This window comes from Colwellia sp. PAMC 21821 (genome assembly GCF_002077175.1).
Taxonomy (GTDB): domain Bacteria; phylum Pseudomonadota; class Gammaproteobacteria; order Enterobacterales; family Alteromonadaceae; genus Cognaticolwellia.
This window is the reverse complement of sequence record NZ_CP014943.1, coordinates 4,787,652-4,807,572: the sequence shown is the minus strand read 5'-3', so window position 1 is coordinate 4,807,572 and position 19,921 is coordinate 4,787,652. Positions and strand designations below refer to the sequence as shown.

20 protein-coding genes and 1 pseudogene are annotated in these 19,921 nt (G+C 37.3%); 9 read left to right on the top strand and 12 right to left on the bottom strand.

Annotation, left to right across the window (positions count from 1 at the left end):
* Nucleotides 1-3: 3 nt before the first annotated feature.
* A pseudogene (purM, locus tag A3Q33_RS20135) lies at nt 4-1,049 on the bottom strand (phosphoribosylformylglycinamidine cyclo-ligase).
* 240 nt (nt 1,050-1,289) lie between these two features.
* Between purM and A3Q33_RS20130 the strand changes: the two are divergent.
* Together A3Q33_RS20130 and hda are read left to right on the top strand one after the other, a co-directional pair.
* Nucleotides 1,290-2,312 carry a DUF2066 domain-containing protein gene (locus tag A3Q33_RS20130; protein WP_196798015.1) on the top strand — a complete coding sequence of 341 codons (1,023 nt, stop codon included), beginning with the start codon at nt 1,290-1,292 and terminating at the stop codon, nt 2,310-2,312.
* The gene (hda, locus tag A3Q33_RS20125; RefSeq protein WP_081154077.1) at nt 2,309-3,019 is read left to right on the top strand and encodes a DnaA regulatory inactivator Hda; all 711 of its coding nucleotides are present in this window, start codon (nt 2,309-2,311) and stop codon (nt 3,017-3,019) included. Before A3Q33_RS20130 ends, hda begins: the two co-directional genes overlap by 4 nt.
* Nucleotides 3,020-3,215: 196 nt before the next feature.
* On the opposite strand, the gene A3Q33_RS20120 is transcribed toward hda, so the two are convergent.
* The 5 genes from A3Q33_RS20120 to A3Q33_RS20100 all read right to left on the bottom strand — a co-directional run bounded on the left by A3Q33_RS20120 (nt 3,216) and on the right by A3Q33_RS20100 (nt 8,542).
* Entirely contained in the window at nt 3,216-5,186 is a 1,971-nt protein-coding gene (locus tag A3Q33_RS20120; RefSeq protein ID WP_081181952.1) for a hypothetical protein, read from the bottom strand.
* A 462-nt stretch (nt 5,187-5,648) separates the two neighbouring features.
* Complete coding sequence (locus A3Q33_RS20115) at nt 5,649-6,041, bottom strand: DUF2069 domain-containing protein (RefSeq protein WP_081181950.1); 393 nt, start codon at nt 6,039-6,041, stop codon at nt 5,649-5,651.
* A gap of 2 nt (nt 6,042-6,043) precedes the next feature.
* The gene (gene arsC, locus A3Q33_RS20110; RefSeq protein ID WP_081181947.1) at nt 6,044-6,394 is read right to left on the bottom strand and encodes an arsenate reductase (glutaredoxin); all 351 of its coding nucleotides are present in this window, start codon (nt 6,392-6,394) and stop codon (nt 6,044-6,046) included.
* 55 nt (nt 6,395-6,449) lie between these two features.
* Complete coding sequence (bepA, locus tag A3Q33_RS20105; RefSeq protein ID WP_081181945.1) at nt 6,450-7,907, bottom strand: beta-barrel assembly-enhancing protease; 1,458 nt, start codon at nt 7,905-7,907, stop codon at nt 6,450-6,452.
* Nucleotides 7,908-7,951: 44 nt separating this feature from the next.
* Nucleotides 7,952-8,542, bottom strand: coding sequence for a hypothetical protein (locus tag A3Q33_RS20100; protein ID WP_081181942.1), 591 nt, complete (start codon nt 8,540-8,542; stop codon nt 7,952-7,954).
* A gap of 117 nt (nt 8,543-8,659) precedes the next feature.
* Between A3Q33_RS20100 and A3Q33_RS20095 the strand changes: the two genes are divergently transcribed.
* From A3Q33_RS20095 to cobA, 3 genes are all read left to right on the top strand, one after another.
* Nucleotides 8,660-8,884: a sulfurtransferase TusA family protein gene (locus A3Q33_RS20095; RefSeq protein WP_081181939.1), complete on the top strand. Its 225-nt coding sequence runs from the start codon at nt 8,660-8,662 to the stop codon at nt 8,882-8,884.
* Between the two features lie 5 nt (nt 8,885-8,889).
* Nucleotides 8,890-9,963 carry an AI-2E family transporter gene (locus A3Q33_RS20090; protein ID WP_081181936.1) on the top strand — a complete coding sequence of 358 codons (1,074 nt, stop codon included), beginning with the start codon at nt 8,890-8,892 and terminating at the stop codon, nt 9,961-9,963.
* A gap of 511 nt (nt 9,964-10,474) precedes the next feature.
* Nucleotides 10,475-11,305, top strand: a complete 831-nt coding sequence (gene cobA / locus A3Q33_RS20085; RefSeq protein ID WP_196798014.1) for a uroporphyrinogen-III C-methyltransferase — start codon at nt 10,475-10,477, stop codon at nt 11,303-11,305.
* A 160-nt stretch (nt 11,306-11,465) separates the two neighbouring features.
* On the opposite strand, the gene bcp is transcribed toward cobA, so the two are convergent.
* The gene (gene bcp / locus A3Q33_RS20080; RefSeq protein ID WP_081181929.1) at nt 11,466-11,936 is read right to left on the bottom strand and encodes a thioredoxin-dependent thiol peroxidase; all 471 of its coding nucleotides are present in this window, start codon (nt 11,934-11,936) and stop codon (nt 11,466-11,468) included.
* A 167-nt stretch (nt 11,937-12,103) separates the two neighbouring features.
* Nucleotides 12,104-12,634, bottom strand: coding sequence for a glycine cleavage system transcriptional repressor (locus A3Q33_RS20075; protein ID WP_081181925.1), 531 nt, complete (start codon nt 12,632-12,634; stop codon nt 12,104-12,106).
* A 242-nt stretch (nt 12,635-12,876) separates the two neighbouring features.
* Here A3Q33_RS20075 and A3Q33_RS20070 point away from each other — a divergent pair, with 242 nt between their 5' ends.
* From A3Q33_RS20070 to bamC, 4 genes are all read left to right on the top strand, one after another.
* Complete coding sequence (locus A3Q33_RS20070; RefSeq protein WP_081181923.1) at nt 12,877-13,284, top strand: MerR family transcriptional regulator; 408 nt, start codon at nt 12,877-12,879, stop codon at nt 13,282-13,284.
* 72 nt (nt 13,285-13,356) lie between these two features.
* Nucleotides 13,357-14,181 carry a methyltransferase domain-containing protein gene (locus A3Q33_RS20065; RefSeq protein WP_081181920.1) on the top strand — a complete coding sequence of 275 codons (825 nt, stop codon included), beginning with the start codon at nt 13,357-13,359 and terminating at the stop codon, nt 14,179-14,181.
* Nucleotides 14,182-15,056: 875 nt separating this feature from the next.
* Complete coding sequence (locus A3Q33_RS20055) at nt 15,057-15,296, top strand: CDGSH iron-sulfur domain-containing protein (RefSeq protein ID WP_081181915.1); 240 nt, start codon at nt 15,057-15,059, stop codon at nt 15,294-15,296.
* Nucleotides 15,297-16,262: 966 nt separating this feature from the next.
* On the top strand, nt 16,263-17,348 hold the full coding sequence (gene bamC / locus A3Q33_RS20045; protein WP_081181910.1) for an NlpB/DapX family lipoprotein: 1,086 nt from the start codon (nt 16,263-16,265) through the stop codon (nt 17,346-17,348).
* 51 nt (nt 17,349-17,399) lie between these two features.
* Here bamC and A3Q33_RS20040 read toward each other — a convergent pair whose 3' ends face one another.
* The 4 genes from A3Q33_RS20040 to A3Q33_RS20025 all read right to left on the bottom strand — a co-directional run bounded on the left by A3Q33_RS20040 (nt 17,400) and on the right by A3Q33_RS20025 (nt 19,911).
* On the bottom strand, nt 17,400-17,630 hold the full coding sequence (locus A3Q33_RS20040; protein ID WP_081181907.1) for a hypothetical protein: 231 nt from the start codon (nt 17,628-17,630) through the stop codon (nt 17,400-17,402).
* A 93-nt stretch (nt 17,631-17,723) separates the two neighbouring features.
* Nucleotides 17,724-18,401: a M15 family metallopeptidase gene (locus A3Q33_RS20035; protein ID WP_231295736.1), complete on the bottom strand. Its 678-nt coding sequence runs from the start codon at nt 18,399-18,401 to the stop codon at nt 17,724-17,726.
* 1 nt (nt 18,402) lies between these two features.
* Entirely contained in the window at nt 18,403-19,551 is a 1,149-nt protein-coding gene (gene dapE, locus A3Q33_RS20030) for a succinyl-diaminopimelate desuccinylase (protein WP_081181905.1), read from the bottom strand.
* 15 nt (nt 19,552-19,566) lie between these two features.
* Nucleotides 19,567-19,911 (bottom strand): ArsC family reductase, encoded by a 345-nt coding sequence (locus tag A3Q33_RS20025; RefSeq protein ID WP_081181902.1) that lies wholly within the window; start codon nt 19,909-19,911, stop codon nt 19,567-19,569.
* Between the last annotated feature and the right edge of the window lie 10 nt (nt 19,912-19,921).

Sequence of the window (19,921 nt, the reverse complement as noted above, 5' to 3'; positions counted from 1 at the left end):
TGATTAACCTTTGTTTATAATAACTTGTTCTTGGCCCGCTTGCAGATCTGCAATTTCACCAATGTGCCAAGCGTTTTCACCTTGAGCATTCAAAATATCGATACTTTTCGATAATTGGTCAGCTGGAACAACGATGATCATACCAACGCCACAGTTGAATGTACGGTACATTTCGTGTTCGCTGATATTGCCATTTTCTTGCAACCAATTAAAGATTGCCGGCCACTGCCAGCTGTTGCCGTCAACAATCGCTTGTGCACTTTCTGGTAATACACGAGGAATGTTTTCCCAAAAGCCGCCACCTGTAATATGCGACAATGCGTGCACGTCAACATGCTTAAGTAGCTCTAAAACTGACTTAACATAAATTTTTGTTGGCGCTAATAAATGTTCGGCTAATGGTTTACCGTCAAGTAAATCGTTAGTGTCAGTGTTATTTACTTCTAATACTTTACGTACTAAAGAATAACCGTTTGAGTGTGCACCCGAAGAACCAAGCGCAATAAGCTGATCACCCGCGGCAACTTTAGTGCCGTCTAGCAAGCGTGACTTTTCAGCTACACCAACACAAAAACCTGCGATATCGTAGTCGCCTTTATGGTACATACCTGGCATTTCAGCGGTTTCGCCACCGACTAATGCACAACCTGCTTGCACACAACCTTCAGCAATACCTTCAACTACGGCAGAGGCAACGGCAACATCGAGTTTTGCTGTAGCATAGTAATCTAAGAAGAATAATGGTTCAGCACCTTGTACGATTAAGTCATTCACACACATGGCGACTAAGTCGATACCGACAGTGTCATGACGCTTTAAATCGATGGCTAAACGTAATTTTGTACCTACGCCATCGGTCCCAGCAACAAGTACGGGCTCTTTATATCCGGTAGGAAGTTGACAGACAGATCCAAAACCACCTAGACCCCCATAACTTCTGGACGTGTAGTGCGTTTTACAGCACCTTTAATATTTTCAACTAGGGCATTACCTGCATCTATATCAACGCCAGCATCTTTATAACTTAAAGACTGTTTTTCTTCGCTCACGGGGAAACCTCGATTATGTTGTGTTAGTTTGCTTCTACGATAAAGGCGCACATTCTATCAGCGCAAAGACGCGCTGAAAATCTTTAAAATAAATTATTTTTTATAAGTGATAAAAATCAGCAACATTATGATAAGATCTTCATTATGAAACACACGCTAATGCTATATATGTTCAGAAATTTTTTGATATTCTTTTGCTTTGTATTGCCGCTTAATATTAGCGCTATCGAGGTTGCAAACTTGTACAGCGCGAAAGTTGCTGTAGCGTCACAATCAAATGACGATCGTAATCTCGCCCTTAAAAATGCTTTACGCGCTATTTTAGTGAAGGTTGGCGGTAAGGAAATTGAGCACCCGCTTATTTCTCAAGCTATAAATAACTACAACAAGTATGTCACGCAATATCAATATATCCGCAGTGGTCATAAAGTTTTACTGAATGTTTCCTTTGACGAAGATAAAATTAATCAATTATTTAAAGAAAGCGATTTAGCAATTTGGGGTCGATTAAGACCGCAGGTTATGGTGTGGTTGGTTGAAGAAGATGGTTTTGACCGGACAATAATTTCTTCAAGCTCTAACTCATTGTTACCCACTGTTATAAATGATTTTTCTCAGTTACGTGGTTTGCCTATAGTTATGCCAATAATGGATTTAACTGACGTAACCGCTTTGTCATTAACTGATGTTTGGGGGCGATTTTCTCAACCTGTTGCACAAGCCTCTGCCCGTTATATGGCAGAAGCCGTAGTGGTGGTAAGGGTGTCAAATTCAAGTTTAGTGGCGACTGAAGCCAATAAAGAAGACTGTCCACTTTGTAAAAGCGATAGTTTAGCTGTGGACTGGAGCTTAATGACTGATGTGCAAAGTGAGCATGCACAAATATTTAGCGAGCAATACTTAGGCGATAATGTTGATGAATTATTAATAGCGGCCTTTGCTGATATTACCGACATTATTTATCAGCAATATGCATTATCTACCACGAATAGTAATGAGTTTGAAATCGATGTTGCTAATATCGCTTCATTAATTGATTTAATCGCAGTGACAGATTTTCTTGAAGAACTGTCAGCCGTGCAATCAGTGCAACTGGTCAGCGTAAAAGGTACAAACCGTCGTTTTAAATTGTCGTTAATTGGCTCACAACAAGCTTTGATTGCCTCATTAAAGTTAAGTGAACAGCTGAATCGTTATGTCGACCCTTTGGCTGCACCCGAAGGCACAGAACAAGTACCGGTATTTTATTGGGGCAAAAAGTGAAGAAAGTTTCGCAATTAACTCTGTCTGTGCAATTACCTGATGATGAAACGTTTGCAAGTTTTCAAAGTGAAAGCAACCAAATGGTTGTCCAACAATTAACGCATTTTCTTGATCATATGGGCGATGTTAACAAACAGGTACACAGTTTATTTTTGTTTGGTTTAACCGGTGTTGGCAAAAGTCATTTGTTACATGCCAGTTGTGCATACGCCGATACGTTAGGCATTACGTCGTTGTGTTTGTCATTTTCCGAGCTCACACAGCTTTCGGTTGATGTCCTAGACGGCTTAGAGAATATCGATTTAGTGTGTTTGGATGATATTCAATTAATCGCAGGTAATAAAAAGTGGCAACAAGGTGTGTTTGATTTATATAACCGTATGGTCGAGCAAAACAAATGCTTAATTATTACTGGCGATCAAAGTGTTGCGAAGTTAAATATTAGCTTACCTGACTTGGTATCGAGGCTCAGCTGGGGATTAACGGAGCAATTAAAACCGCTGTCTGATAAAGAAAAGTCATTTGCTTTACAATACCGTGCTCAGCAGCGAGGTTTATATATGAGTGATGAAGTGGCGAGCTTTTTAATCAATCGTTTATCACGTGATATGACAAGTTTAATTGCCGCATTAGAGCAACTTGACCAAGCATCAATAAGAGAAAAACGTCGTATCACTATTCCCTTTATTAAAGATGTATTGTTTTAAATTTTTCATTTGAAAGTAGTCAGTCAACTCTGTCGGTAAACTGACTTTCTTTATCGAGCTAAAGGCACAGTTCTAGGGTCTAAGGCATAAATTTCGAGGGCATAAATTCGACGGTATAAATGCCGACCTACCCTTGGACTTATGTCATTTAGCTGCTGTCTACTTCATCCTAAGCATAAAACGCTCTTATAGAGGATTAATTGTTTTTGCGTATCGGCATAGGCTTTTCATAAAACATCGGGCCATTAGCATTCATTCTATAACCTTTTGAGTTATTGAATGGCAGCCCGTCAATTGCTACTTTCTCCGTTTGATTAACGCTAGGGCTAATGGTTAAATTTTCTGTCCATGTTTTGCCTGATTCCATCGCAATTGGTGCAGGCAAGTTACTAATAATACCTGAAGCTGAAGTAAACTCTGGCAATATTCTGCGAGTTACGTAATCCACTCTTTGCTTAATATTTTCGTCTCCAATACGGCCACGTTGTCCCCAGGTAACTATGTATTGTTCGCTGGCACTTTGTGGCTGATTTGTTATCGCAATATCTCGGTCAATATCGTAACGAGCTTTCATCATAAAGCCATCGAATAGCATGGCGTAGTCTTCGCGCTTACTGCTGTAATTGTAAAATTGTGGTGCGTGTTCAGGACTAAAAAAACTTGTTACGTCACTTGGGCTATAGTTTTTCTCGCTCGAGGTAGCTGTTTCCCCTTTATAGCGAACTTGCGCTAAACGATACATCTCAACGCCATTAAGCGGTAATGTAGTACTTAATGAGTCTGATTGTATGCCTGTTGTTTGTATTATTTTATCTGCAGCATCTAGTATGCGGTCGTTTCGGTCTATGTTTGACCATGTGCTTTGTGCGAAAAAGTCATTTGCATGCGCAAGTTCGTGATACATCAAGGAAGCTAGATTATAAATACCATCGCTTGCATCACGTGTTACTCTCAAGTTTTCAGGATAAGAATAACTAGCGTAGTTGTTATTTTTAACATAGCGCCATGGCATCACAAAATTTAAGCTATCACCAAATGAGGCACGATAGTCAGGCGCTTCATTTATGGTATCTCTTTCATCCGGGGTTAACCAAAGGTTGTTAGGATCAAGATGAATAGCACCGGTAACGACCCAATAATAAGAAGGGCGGACGTCATACGAAATAACAATGGCTGTGGTAGCACGCAGTAAGTTTTTAAAATCACCTTGTTGATCTGAGTTTTGTAAAAACTCTTTAAATCTTTGCCCCATCCACTGATGAGAAACCACAACGCGATCCATAATATCTTCAATCGTTGGGGTTGTAGTATCTTGAGCAATCAATGGTAATTTATTTAAGCGGCAACTGGTTCGAAAATCAATGGCGTTACTGTATACACAATCGACTAAAACATCGGCATAGGGAGAGTTAGCATTGAAAGGAAATACAGTGGCTAATCTCGTGTCATAAGCAATATTTTCATTGGTACTAATTGTTGGAGCATTTTCTACTAAAATGGCAACGGTATCTTGGTGTTGTGTTACGCCATCTGAAGCACTAACGCTAAAGGTAAGTAAACTATCGATACTTACTGCGGGTGCCTTAAAATAAAAGGCGTTTTCCCCCTCAGTGCTTTCACTAAATGTAACACTTGGCCCAGAGAGTTGTTGCCAAATAATGCTGTCTTTGTTTAGCGCTGAATTTTCAATACTGACTCTTAATGAAACGTCATTTCCTTCTAACACCGCATGACCTAACCTTGCCGCTATTTGGCTATTATCATTTGACACCGTAAAGGTATGTGACAAGGTCTCGTTTTGGCCATTTCTGGTAAAGTTTACTTGAAAACTATAATCACCTGCCATTGAAGGCGTAAAAGCAATTCCCTTCGTGTTACCCGCATGAAAAACAAGGTTGTTACCTGCAGTTTGTTGCCAACTAATATTGTTCAGTGTGTCGTTGGGATAATAAAGGAATAACTCTATCGGTTGCGCGGTTTTACTCGCTTCGTCAAAGGTGATAATGCCTGTTTGTGTAACAACCGGTGTAAAGTTTTCAACTGGCTGATTATTTTTACTGTCAGAGCCACTGCCGCCGCATCCTTGCACAATAAAAGCAACTACAGCTAACGTAAGTATATTAACTACGTTAAAAGAACCTTTTCGTTTCAAGTGAGTACTGTTCATTCGTGCCTCTGTTTATTACTTGGATATAATAAAGACCCATTAAAGGTAAATTAACTTCAAAAATAACGCCGATAGATTACAGCATTAATTTGCAGACCTATTTTTAAACAATTTTGTTCTGATAGTAAAGGGGAGGGTATTTATTATTATCTGCTTATTTTAGTTAATTATTATCGCTAGATAGATGCAGACTAGTAGACTATGACAGCGCATATTGTCCTGAGCTATTTATTGTTAATTTAAAGGTTTGACCTTTAGTCGCTTTCTCTGCGAATAAAATAGGACCGTTAATAAATAAACCTAGCACTAACGAAGGTATATGACCTTTTTCAGTGCTAGGTTTTAAGAGCGTAATGCGGAGCAGAATAGAGAGCGTAATACGTTTTTACAGCGGGAAATCAGCCGTAGATTACTCTTTATAAACTGGCTCGTTATTCATTTTTGAAAATAAAGTCAGTGACACTATTCTTTCTTTTTACGAATACTTAAACCAAGTTCTTGGCCGCGATATTTTGCATAATAACTGCCAGCAATAAACATAACAGTGGCAAAAAATAATTCGCCCACTGCCCATAGCTTTTCATCGGCTGAAACCCATAAAGTGGTTAAACTGTGCAAAAAATAAATCATCACAATAAAATTCGACCAAGCGTAAGTATAAGGGTTGCCCTGAACTAGACCTTTTAATGGAAATAACAAAGGTAAAGTAAAAAACACTAATGTTAGTGGCACTGAAAGTGCAGAGTCATCGCTGATAAAAACAAGCCATAAAGGCATATAAAACAACAAAGAAAAGTAGCCAAATAATGTTATTTTCTTAAGCGTAGTTGTTGAAAAACGTGGTTTAGTTGTCATTTTTATTTATTAGCCTGCATGAGCGAAAGTACGTTTTCAGGCGGACGACCAATAATCGCTCGGGTGTTATCAGTAACAATAGGGCGTTCTATGAGTTTTGGTGTTGCTGCCATCGCAGCTATTAACGTCGCATCATCAGCGTTAGCTAAGTTTTGCGCTTTAAATTCAGCTTCTTTTGTTCGCATCATCTCTTTTGGCGATACTTTCAGTAACGACATCAACGTTTCAATTTCTGCAATGCTAAGCGGTGTTTTTAAATATTCAACAATAGTGACCTCATGCTTTTGTTCTTCGATAAGTGCTAGTGTTTGTCGGCTTTTAGAGCAACGAGGATTGTGATAAATAGTTAACATGTTTTTCTCTTAGATTGTTTTAATTAATTCAATTAGCGCTATTTTAACTGATTTTTTAAAGACGCTTAAGCTTTTCTTGCTGTTCTTGTAATTGTAATATCCGGCCTTTCATGCGTTTTTGTAATAAAGGGTTTTCTTCAACAAAGTTATAAGCGGTTTGCAATTCATCAACGGCTTTCGGGTAAGCGCCAAATAACGCAAACACTTCGGCTTTGCTGGCATGCATAAGGGCCTTCTTATCTTGTTTTCTATATACTTCGGTTAATAAATCATTGGCAATAAAGTTTTTGGGGCTGAGCACCAAGAAATTTTGTAAGAGTATCTCTGCTTTACTATATTGCTCTGCTTCATTTAATACGTTGGCGTAGTTTAACGTGACCACTTGGTTATTCGGCATTAACAAGTTTAACTCGTCAAGCATAGCAATAGCTTTGTCGAAGGCTTTTACCGCAATATAGGCATCGGTTAGGGCATCAACATAAAAAAGATTCCGGTTGTCGTCGTGTAATAAGGCTTCAAGTTGATTGATAGCCGTTTGATAGTTTTTATCTTCATAATTTGAGAGCGCAAGACCGTATTTTGCCGCTTCTTCAATCGCATAGTTCTGTTTCTCTAAACTTTGCTTAAAGTTAATAATGTTATCTTTAGCATTGCCTTCATATCTTGCCATTATGCGGGCTTTAGCTAACTCGAATTGCAAGCTTGGTGCTAGTGGCCTAGGTGAAAAATTATGTGCTCTTATTCTGGCATCTGAAATTCTAGATTCAGGTAAAGGATGCGTTAATAACATGGCGGGTGGTTTTGATGTATAACGGTATTTCTCTGCCATTTTGTTGAAAAAGTCAGGCGCACCTTGTGGGTTAAAACCACTATTAACCAATAACATAATACCAACTCTATCAGCTTCTTGTTCATTTCCTCGGGTGTAGTTTATGCTAGCTTGTTGTGATGCTGCCATTGTTGTACTGAGGGCTGCCATGCCAACGGTCGGGTTTATTAACGTCAGCAAAACGCTAGACACCATAGCGGCCATAGTTAACGGTTGTGATCTGTTTTGTGATTCTAGTCTTCTGGCCAAATGGCGTTGGGTGACATGAGATATTTCGTGTGCGACAACCGAAGCCAATTCACTTTCAGTGCTTGCGGTAGTCATCAAGCCACTGTGTATGGCAATGTGGCCACCAAAAAAAGCAAAAGCATTTAATTCTTGATTACGTATGACAAAGAATTCAAAACTATAGTTAACGTCTTTGGCGTTGCGTACCATGCGGTTGCCCAGATCGTTGATGTATTCGGTTAACACTGGGTCATTTAATATCGGTTGAGTCGCGCGAATTTGACGCATCATTTCGCCACCAATTTGGCGTTCTTTTTCGATAGACAACACACTGACACCCGCCGAGCCTATTTCGGGTAATTTATTTTTGTTGGTTTCTGTATTCGCGGCAAATACACTGCTTGTGATTGATGTGGTAATGGCAAGTGCAACAATAAGCGGCTTTAATTTAAACAAATTTATTTTTCCATATTTTCAAGTGTATTATCGCTACCAGATGATTAAGATTGTGAGTGTTTACGATAAACTTCTTTACAAAAATCAGCAATTGAAAATCCTTTGATATCGGTAATGTCAAAGGATTGGCTTAGTAATGTAATCAACTCATCAACACGCTGGTTGGCATAACGAATAAGGGCATAATCTGCTATATCTCCCTTTTGAAGGGTGTAGACAATAAAAGGTATCAATGAGTTCAATCTAAACAATATTTGCATTGTTTGTGGTGTCCATTCTATAAATGAACACCGTGGGTTATTAAACTGTGCTTCAAGCACTGGCTCATTATTGATTACTGGATAACAATGTAACTCATAATGTTGTTCATTAATATTATGATACAGCGAAATCTTCGGCTTACGTGTTGTTACCTTGCCAACAATATCGCTTTCTGGCGTTATAAAATTTACATTCCAATTACTTTGGTCTAGCAACTGTGTAAATGCATTATTAAAACCGTGCGATAAAATACCGTCAATTTCACTAATTGAATTTGACGCTAATTGATAAATAGCGGGTACATCACCCCAGTTTATCTTGTTTTTGTAGATGTTTATCTCTTTGAGACTCGGATTATCAGAAAGCTCGCTCATTTAATCTCTTTAACCCCTTTAAATTATTAAAAATACATTAAAAGAATTTACAAATGTCATTGTAATCAATTGTCGCAAATTAGATAATCAAACTAAAGCTCTACGCATAGTTTATTTATGATTTACGAATACGATGCCACACAAGATAAATGCCCTGTACCTTTGGTAAATTTACGCTTGTTACTCCGAAAGTTAACACCGATTGATAGTTGTTTAATACGCATTTGCGATAATGGTTCTAAAAAAGATATTCCTAAGTTGTTAATCAAAAAAGGATTTTATTTTGAACAGCGTAATGTTGATAAATATATTGTTGAATTAAAGATAAGAATGGAAAAGTAAATATTATGGTTTCACTGTTTAGCGATTGGTATAGAAGAAATTTTTCAGATCCGAGTGCGGTAACCTTAATGGTTATTTTAATTTGTACTTTTTTGTTCGTGTATTTTTTTAGTAGTTTATTAATGCCAGTATTTGTTGCTGTGGCGATTGCTTTTTTATTAGATTTACCGGTGAATAAGCTTTCGCAGGTGGGGCTTTCTCGCGGTTTGTCCGTCGTGATCGTAGTCTCTGCTTTTGTGGGGTTAAGCTTGATCGGCATTTTAGGCCTTATGCCGGTTATATGGCAACAAAGTAGTAATTTACTGCAAGAAGTGCCCCAAATGGTTGGAAAAGGGCATACCTATTTATTAGCCTTGCCAGAGCAATACCCTGAATTAGTTAGTGCCCAACAAATTGGTCATGTTATTACGTTAGTCAACGATAAACTTATTGAATGGGGGCAAGTAGCCCTAAAAGCGTCTCTTAACTCAATCTCTAATGTTGTTGCACTGCTGATATATCTAATTTTAGTGCCGTTAATGGTGTTTTTCTTTCTAAAAGATAAAAGTGTACTTTTTGATAGTTTACGCAAATTTCTACCGAAGGATCGCCGAATGGCAAAACAAGTTGGCACTGAAATGAACCAACAAATTATGAATTATATTCGTGGTAAATTAATTGAAATTATTATTATTGGTACAGCATCAACCATCGCATTTATTGTCTTAGGGCTTAATTACCCAGTATTACTTGGGGTGTTAGTGGGATTATCGGTACTAGTACCTTATGTTGGTGCGACGATTGTCACCTTGCCTGTGTTGCTTGTGGCCTTGTTCCAATTTGGGACGAGTGCTGAATTTGGCTACGTGATGATAGCGTACGGCATTATCCAAGCACTAGATGGTAACTTATTAGTGCCTTTACTGTTTTCTGAAGCGGTAAATTTACATCCGGTAACTATTATTATAGCGGTAATATTGTTTGGCGGACTATGGGGCTTTTGGGGCGTATTTTTTGCTATTCCGTTAGCAACGCTTGTTAAGGCTGTACTTAATGCTTGGTCAACAACAACGCAAAGTGAGGGCATCACTGAAATTTAGTGAGCTTTTTACATTCTAGCAATGAATATAAGCCTGGTTTTATGGGCTTATATTTTTATTTTATTTCACTGCTTTAATAATACCTTGTTTGAAAGTTGAATGATTAATTTGGGCCATTATCAAGTTTACATTTTTAGCTTCTAGCCGCTAATATATCCATCTCTTTTAATATATGATCATTTATACTGATTAAAACGACCAACTACAGCGTTATTTATTTAATAATTATCGCAGCATGGATACCGCTTAATAGGTAATGCCGGAGCATCTTGTCCTAATAACTCGTTATTAAAATAAATGCCTTGTAACTATGCTTTTTTCCTCATGAAAAAGTAGAACACTTAATTAATCAACTGGGTATAAATAAAACAACTTAGGTTAATTAGCACTAAGTTATCGAATAAAATTTTATAAGGTTAGGTTTTTTTATTCTATAATAGAATAACTGTGGTAGGGGATGTCGTATAGTACGATGCCTTTTTTTGATAAAAATCAATAGAGTATAAAGCTTTTGAATAATGTAAATAGAAAATCTATTCTACAACCTGGTGAAGTCGCATTAGTTGGCTCAGGTCCCGGTGACGCAGAATTATTGACTATACGAGCTTTGCGCTTTATTGAACAGGCAGATGTTGCCATTTATGACCGTTTAGTTAGCGATGAAATTATGGCGCTTTTACCTGACGACTGTGAACGTTTGTATGTCGGTAAAGAACAAGCCAAGCACTGTGTTCCGCAAGATAAAATTAATGAATTGTTACTACAATATGCACAACAAGGTAGAAGAGTATTGCGACTTAAAGGCGGTGACCCGTTTATATTTGGTCGTGGTGGTGAAGAAGCTGAATATTTATTAAAAAATGGTGTTAGCTGTCATCTTTGTCCGGGTATTACGGCCGCATCAGGTTGCACCACCTATGCCGGTATTCCTTTAACACACCGAGGTGTGGCACAGGGGTGCACGTTTATTACTGGCCATATGCAAAACGACGGGCAACTTAATTTACCATGGCAAAGTTTAAGTGCTAGTAGCCAAACGGTTGTGTTTTATATGGGTATTAATACCTTGCCAAGTATTACAGAGCAGTTAATCAAACATGGTCGCGACGCTAATACGCCTGCCGCACTTATTCGCAAAGGCACACAGCCTGAGCAACAAATTTTTCGCGGTAAAATATCTACACTTGCTGACTTGGTGGCAGAGCATAAAATAACACCGCCTACTTTAATTGTAATAGGTGATGTTGTGAATCAGTTAACAGATACTGCTTTAGCAAAGCCTGGATTTTTAGATGCAAAAAATTATCAGCAGCCAATTCAGCTGGCAGCAAAAGCTGGTTAATATATTCTGATTTATCAGTATTTGTTACTGGTAAATCGCCACTCTTTCATGTGCAAGTGACAGCGGCGTCATGTGCATCTTGATAATAAAAAGGCTTAACAAATTAATTGTTAAGCCTTTTTATTATTTAATTACTTTTTTAAAAGTAATAGTGCTGTAATTAAAGCTTGTTAAGTACATCTAAAACAACTTCGTGATGATCTTTAGTTTTAAACTTGTTAAAAACATGGCTAATTTTACCATCAAGACCAATTAGAAAGCTCAAACGGTGAATGCCATCGTATTCACGTCCCATAAATTTCTTTAAACCCCATACTCCAAATGCATCAGCAACACTATGATCAGGGTCTGACAATAGGCTAAAGTTAAGTTCGTCGCGTACGCAGAATTTAGCTAATTTTTTAGGCTCATCTGGACTAATACCAAATACTTGAGTATTTAAGGTATCTAAAGCTGATTTACTGTCACGTAGCCCTTGTGCTTGCACAGTACAACCTGGCGTCATTGCTTTAGGATAGAAATAGACCAATACTTGTTTTTTTCCGATAAAATCTGCAAGTTTAATGTCTTGGTCATTTTCATCTTTTAATGTGAAAAGTGGCGCGTTATCGCCTACAACTAATGTGTTCATTGTATCCCTCTAAAATAAATATAATAAAAATAAGATTAATTAACGTTATAACTGCTATTTTTCTAAATAATAAATGTCTTCATCTCGCGTAAGCTTGGTAGCTATCGATTAGTTTCTTTCATACCTTGAATGCTAATATTTATCTTCATCGAATGTTGTTCAATAAGTTAATCTAGCTGGTTTGATTGAACTTTTTTAATACAGCCTTGAACGTCAAATTGTTCACACAACTCTAAAAAGTCGCTTTCAAGTTGTTCAATACTGGTTTCTTCCATCAGCGCAATTAAAATTGAGGCACTCATGTGATTACTCTTCTGATTAATTTCAGATTTTAATGACGATATATCAATATTTCGTGTCGCAAAGAATGCTGTCACGGCTTTCAAAACACCCGGTTGGTCTATACCGGCATAATCAACTTGGTAATGATGGATAAACTCTTGATCGCGATAACCTGAAGTTCTTTTCATCATGGTAATTAGTTCAAGTTTATGCGCCACCGCGGGCAGTTTACTTTCTAATTGATGGATAGCTTTATTCGTCCCCATAAGTAGCATGATTAGCGTAAACTCTAAGCCAAATATTGCCATTCTACTGTCTAAAATATTGCAGCCACATTCGCTTGCTAGTTTGGTTAAGTCACTGACACTGCCTTTGCGATCTGGACCCATGGCCGTTAAAACTAAATATTCGCTCATCAATAAACCTAGCTGAGATATTAAAAACGCTATTGTAACTTAACTTATGGGATTAAAGCTAACGTGAGTGCTAAAGGTTTAATTAAATTGAGTGATAAGCTAAATATGACGTGACAGCAGGTCTAGATAAATAGGAATAGTTAAATATGAATAGTTAAGTAGAAATAGTTCAAACGAGGAAATTTTCAATGGGTGTTATACAAATTGGTTATACTTAATTGATTTATCACAAGGTACTAAATATGATTTATATTGGTGAGGCATCTAAATTGAGCGGGGCCTCAGTAAAAGCAATTCGTCATTATGAAAACATGGGTTTATTACCTTCGGTGGCAAGATCGGGATCATACAGAACCTTTGAAAAATCTGATATCGTTACTATAAAGCTGATTAAAGAAGCTCAAAAATTAGGTTTCTCCTTAGCAGAATTTAAAGCAGCCTTTGCATCCGGTGAACAGTCGTCATGGACTCAAATAGAAAAATTAATTTGTATAAAAGAATTACAGCTCAAGAAAGAAATGACTATCCTAAAAGAAAAACAGTTTAGGCTTAAGCAATATTCTACGTTAATTATCGATTGCCTTTCAGAAGATCCAGATTGCTCCAAGCCCCTCGTAAATCAAATTTTTGACTCTCCCCCTAGAGGATAGTTTACCCTGCTATTTATTGTTATTGCACTCGCACCTGAATATCTAAGAGTAAACATAACTAGGGGATAAATTATGAAATTTGAAAACGATAAAATATCAAAAGCATATTCGAATGCAATCGATGCAGACTTAAATACCCTGGTCTCTAAAACTGCTGGCGGTAAATTTGCCGACTATAGTGTTGAAACGCTGTCTGATTTACCTGAAAACATCATTGAACACTCATTTGGTTGTGGTGACCCACTGGCATTTTGTGAAGTAAAACCTGGGGAAACTGTACTAGATTTAGGCTGCGGAGCGGGTTTAGATTTACTACTTGCCGCCGAAAAAGTGGGTGAAAGTGGTCGTGTGATTGGTGTTGATAGTAATACTGATATGTTGACGTTAGCGAGAAATAGAATTCAGAAATATCACAATATTGACCTTAGGATGGGGAGAATTGAGGCTTTGCCAATTGAATCAGACTCTATTGATTGGGTTATATCGAATTGTGTTATAAATCTATCAAATGACAAACAAAGCGCTTTCAACGAAATAGCGCGGGTTTTAAAGAAAAATGGAAAAATGTTGGTTTCAGACATAGTCGCAGAAAACCTGCCTTGGTGGATTCGACACAGCGGCGCATTGAGAGCAGCATGTGGCGGCGGAGTAATATCCGAAAAGCAATATTTAGAAGGTTTGGCGAATGCAGGGTTAGAGTGTGGAACCGTTGTTGCTCGACACTATTATGACCCCAGCCAGCTAGCCTTTATTGTTTCAGATACAGCGCCAGCGTTACTAAAAAAGCTTAGGTGTTGTGGTAATCACGTATTACACTTTATGTTAACAAAGCTTGCAGCGCCTATATCAAAAAATATTTGGAGTGCAAAAATCAGCGCTAAAGCCTCAAATTTATAATAGTGCCTTAATAAATAGTGCCTTAAATCGATATTAAAAATGGCCCTTTATATACAAAATATAAAGCAAAGAAAAAGTCATCTGATGTAAAGCGAGCGTGCAGGTTTTTGAGTAAAGTTAAGTAAAGCGAAATGCAGTAGCAGCGTTTATGCTTTAGTTTGAGTTGAATAATATGTAGCGATATAAAGCGTCATTATTTTACACGAACTTTGTTGCTAGACTTATTTTCAATAATTTTAACGACTGTGTTCTCCTTGTATTAAATTCTCCAGTCTCATGAGGTGTTAAATAAATGTTTGAAAGGATGCAAACTTCTCAGCACGTAATTGCAAATAGTACTATTTTGGTAAGTTACGATAGACTATCGACTAGGTTTATCGTTAAGTCTAACGGCGACATTGTTTTTAACAAATTACTTTTATTTTTACCTATTCACAATGCGACCCTTACGTTCGATGAAACAATATTTACGTTAAGAATACGTTGGTTCTTGATTTGGAGTTCTAACTTAAGCGTTAACAACGAAATTATTGTTAAAGAATTGCTATATAGAAGGCGAAAAAGGTCAATAGGCCTACTTATGTACTTTGTTTTCGCCAGTGTAGTTAAAGTTACCATAGGACTGACGACTTAAGCGTTATAGAAGCTTATTTTCGTCAATACAAGAATATGTTTTGATAGCTAAGTTGAACGAAACCCAAACGCTGAAAACTATCCCATGTTTATCTGTATGACTTTACTCTGCGGCAAAGTATTTAACTAAAACACCAAAACGCGAAAATAGAAACTTGGCTCTTGGGGAATTATTGCTAAACTGATTAAAGACGCTAACAAAATGCTGTTAAATTTAGACATTAAACGACAGAGAATATCTTATGGGTAAACCAGTACGAGCTTCAGACACTCCATTTGGCATTGAGGTAGAAGCAGAAAAAAGTTATTTTTGGTGTGCGTGTGGGCAAAGTGAAAACCAGCCATTTTGTGATGGTTCACATAAAGGTTCAGAATTTACTCCTGTGAAATATACCGCCAAAGAGTCAACAAAAGTTTATTTTTGTGGCTGTAAATCAACCAATAATCAGCCATTGTGTGATGGCAGTCATAAAAAAGCTTAACATTAACATTAACAACAAGCGGCACCTTGGATAGTTGATTATTCACACTCTGCTTTTTAATCAACTACCTTTACATAAAGGTTTTATAACAAGGAAGAATAAAATATGAATTCATCGGTAAAGGTTTGGCTTTTATATTCGTTGATCGGATTTGTCGTCTCAATTTCAATAACGGTATTATTCGATAAATATCCCGGGATTCGGTTTTTTTCAAATGAAGCTATTATTTTCGCGGTAATGTTTACCACCATGTTATCGGCAGTCGATAAAGCTTTTAAAATCTCATGTAACCAAGAAAAACCTCACTTAGAATCAAAGTAAAATTAAAATAACTCGGTTTTTTCCTCTTTAAACAGGTCATACTTTTAACTATTGTTGATAGTTATACCAAGTTGAGAGTTATACCAATTTGATTAATTAGCTGCTCATTTTTAATGGTTAAAAAGTAAATTACGGCGTTATAAAATTTATAAGTAGATAACTACTGACTAAATTTATGCCTTGTAACTATCGATTTATCCTCATGAAAAACTAGATCACTGAATGAATCAAATGGGTATAAGTAAACATAGAAATTTAAGGGATAATTCTAACCGCAAGTAAAACTCCCCTAAAAAATACTTATAAGCGTAACTATGCGCTAAAGTTACGATGAAAATATAGCATTTTTCGCTCTTTTTAAGATAAATATGCCTCAATATCTTGTGTTTGTATTTTCAGGCAAGTACCATGGTGCGCTGCTCAATTTAGCGCTATTTCCTTTAATTTAGCGGCTTTTAAATAAAAGAGATGAGTTTGGGGAACTTACCCCTGATTCAGTAATCAAAACGGCGTTATAGATGTATTGCTTGAACTTTACGATATCAGAATTATTGTGTGTCGTAATGACTAAAAATGTTACTTATAAATACTAAACAAGCAAAATTAAATTTAGAAAGATTCAGGTTTGTATCCTCGGGAGTGTTAATGAATCGCAAGATATTTTATTTTTCATTATTAAGTGTCGCAGTGGCTAGCTGCGGTACTGTAAATAATAAGCAAGCGGTAGGCGATTTTGAATACGCGGAACAAAAAGAAGCAACAGCGTTAAAAATACCTGCAGGTATAGCTAAGCCTAAACAAGTTAACACCTATTTTGTAACTGATGAAATAAACCATGAAGGCCCCGTTGGTGCAGATGTTGATGTGCGTGCACCATCACTTGTTTTGCCGATCGCGGCGTCAACGCGTACAGAAAACACCACGTCGATTTCTAAAGTGTGGTTTGATCAAGTGCTCGAGAAAGAAGACCTTAAAGGTTTTATTACCAAAGCATTAGAAAGCGAGTTAGCGACAGATAATGTTGAATTAAAACAAATAGACGAAGCTGGTTTGGTTTTTGAATCAGATTGGTATAACAAAGAAGTAGAAACAGGCACATGGCCTTTTAAATCAATAGAAATTTCTGAAAGTATTCGGTATCGCTATATACTTGAAAGTAAATCTCATGGCCGCAGTGTTTCATTAGTGGTTGAGTTGCTTGACTACCTCAAAACAGATCAGGCAGGCGGCAGTAAGCGTATCGACATTATTGATCAGCAACGCGCTGAAATGAATATGCTTAATGAAATAATAGCGCAAGTTGATTTTCAATATCGTTTAAAACAGCAAGAAAATCGCTTATTACGTGCTAATCAAACTTTTGTTAGTTTAAGTGAGAACGTTTCTGGTGAAGCTGCTTATATTGTAGAAATTGATGTAGATTTATTATGGTCTAACTTACCATTATTTTTTGAAGATCATGGTTTTAGTATTACAGATTTAAATGAAACAACTAAAATTTATTATGTTGATTATGTTAAACCTCAAGCGAGTTTTTGGAATAGCATTTGGGGAGACAGCCTACCGGTAGTCGAATTACCAAATGGTAAGTACCAATTTCAAGTAGAGAAAGTGGCCGAAAAATCTTCGGTTACTCTATATGATGAAGAAGGTAGTGCTTTACCTGAAGCGACTTTAGAGAAAATATTTGACGTAATGGAAGCCGGCTTGTCATTTAAAGATGCTTTTTAATCTTTAAAATAGCCATTGCTTTAACTGGTATTGTTGCATAAAAAAACTCCGTTAATCGGAGTTTTTTGTTTTATGGCTATGCACAGTATCTTTGGTTACTGTTGGCATTTTATGAGGCGACTTTTGGGTTCTTGGTATGGTTTCTTTCAAGTCGTTCAAGCTTTTCTTACGTAATGGTGTTTTAGCACTTTTTTGAAAAGTACTTAAATTACCTATTAAAATAACTAATGCAACTATAACGATAGCTGGGGCGACCCAATCTTCATTTAATATACTGGTCATAAATTAACCTCTGAATAAATTTATAAAAATCTTCTACTCATCACCCAATAAAGCTTTCTGCAGCAAGGCTAATTACCTTTAACTAGCACGCGATTAATTATCGGCTATATTGGCAATATAACGTTGATAAAGCGCTGGTAATAACGCGAGAAGTAAGTCTTTTCCTTTAATTTCGCTGTTGAGTATTGTTTCAGCCAAAAGTGCTTCAGTATATGCCTGTTGATAGTGTTGAGATAAAGGCATGTATGAAAGGTGCCAAGGCTCTTGAGCAACACCACCGCGAAATTTATCGTAAGGCAAAAAGAAACCAAATGCTTTTGCATGTTCAGCAAGCCAAACAGTTAACGGATAGAAGTGTCCTGAAGCTTGGTATTCCCATGGTTCTAATGCTAAAGATTGTTCTGCCGGCAATAAGTTTTTTGCGTAAACGTCAATATCGCAGCCCCAATGATGGCGACTGGCACCCGGCAGCGCAGAGAATAACATAATAGCGTGTATTTTTTCTTCTTCACTGATTTGATCAATCGCTACTCTTTGATTCGAGGCATCTTTGATGGCTGTAGTGCCCGAAAACTTATTTTGCCAAATAGTTAATTGTCGTTCGAAGCTGCGAAAGCCACTGGCTATTGTTAGTGCAATACCTGCGCTTTGTGCAGCGAGTTGTAGTTGCGTAAATGCCGACAACATTTCTTGATGAATACCAACGTTATCAGTTAACCAATGAATATGACTGTCAGTTTTACCTGTTAATATTAGTTCAAGTTCAGTCATTTTACGCATCATTGATTAAAGCATTAACCAAGGTTTGATAGTACACATCGGTCAATAAAATCAAGTCTTGTACAGCAACACATTCATTAACTTGATGAATAGTAGCATTACACGGACCAAGCTCAACAACTTGAGCGCCTGTTGGTGCAATAAACCTTCCGTCTGACGTGCCACCACTGGTAGAAAGCTCTGGTGTTATATTACAGCAAGTTTTAATTGCTTGAACGACAGAGTCAACTAACGTGCTTGGCTCAGTAATGAATGGTTGGCCGTTAAATACCCAGTTAATATCAAAGTCTAATTGATGCCGAGTTAATAATGCTTCAACTTTATCAACGATCATTTCTGCAGTTAGTTCTGTACTATAACGTAAGTTAAATAGTGCTGTTAAGTGCCCTGGAACCACATTAGTAGCGCCAGTGCCTGATTGAATATTAGATAGTTGAAAGCTGGTTGGGGGAAAATATTCATTACCATTATCCCAATGCAATTCACTTAACTCGCCTAAAGCAGGCATGGCTTTATGAATAGGATTAATGACGTGATCTGGATACGCAACATGACCTTGTTTGCCATGAATGGTTAATTCGCCAGATATTGAACCACGACGGCCATTTTTTACAACGTCACCGAGTTTACTTGTACTCGAAGGCTCGCCAACGATACAGTAATCAATTTTTTCATTTCGTGCTTCAAGTGTGTCAATAACACGGGTAGTACCATTTATAAATGGGCCTTCTTCATCACTCGTGATCAAAAATGCAATTGAGCCTGAATGGTTAGGGTGATCAGCAACAAATCGCTCTGTTGCTACTATCATTGCCGCTAAACTTCCTTTCATATCTGCAGCACCACGACCATAAAGCATACCGTCAGCAATAACGGGATCAAAAGGTGGGTTTTTCCAGCTTTCTAAATTTCCCGCAGGCACAACGTCTGTGTGGCCAGCAAAACAAAATACTGGACCTGAGTTGCCTCTTCGAGACCATAAATTGGTGGTATCTTCAAATACCATACTTTCATTATTAAAACCTAACTTGGCTAAACGCTCAGACATGAGTTGCTGACAGCCGAAGTCTTCAGGGGTAACAGAAGGGCGTTCAATCAACGCTTGGGCTAATGAAATAGTGCAATTACTATGTTTTTTCATAATGATAACGTGTACCTAAAGCAAAGTTTCTTGATATTGACTATCTTTAAAGCCAACCAAAAATGCTTGGTTATGCTTAAGTAGCGGGCGTTTTATTAATGTGGGTTGTGCTAAAATAGCCTCTGTCATCACTTCATCGGTCAGGTTATTTTTAATGTCTTCAGATAAATTTCGAAAAGTAGTGCTGCGCTTATTTAACAACGCGATTAAATCGACAGAGTTTGTAAATTCTGCTAATAATGCAGCGCTGAAACCATCCGTTCGAAAGTCGTGAAACTGATAAGGGATATTTTCTTGCTCTAACCATTTTTTTGCTTTTTTTACGCTATCGCAGTTTTTAATGCCATAAAGTATTGTCATTATATTTCCT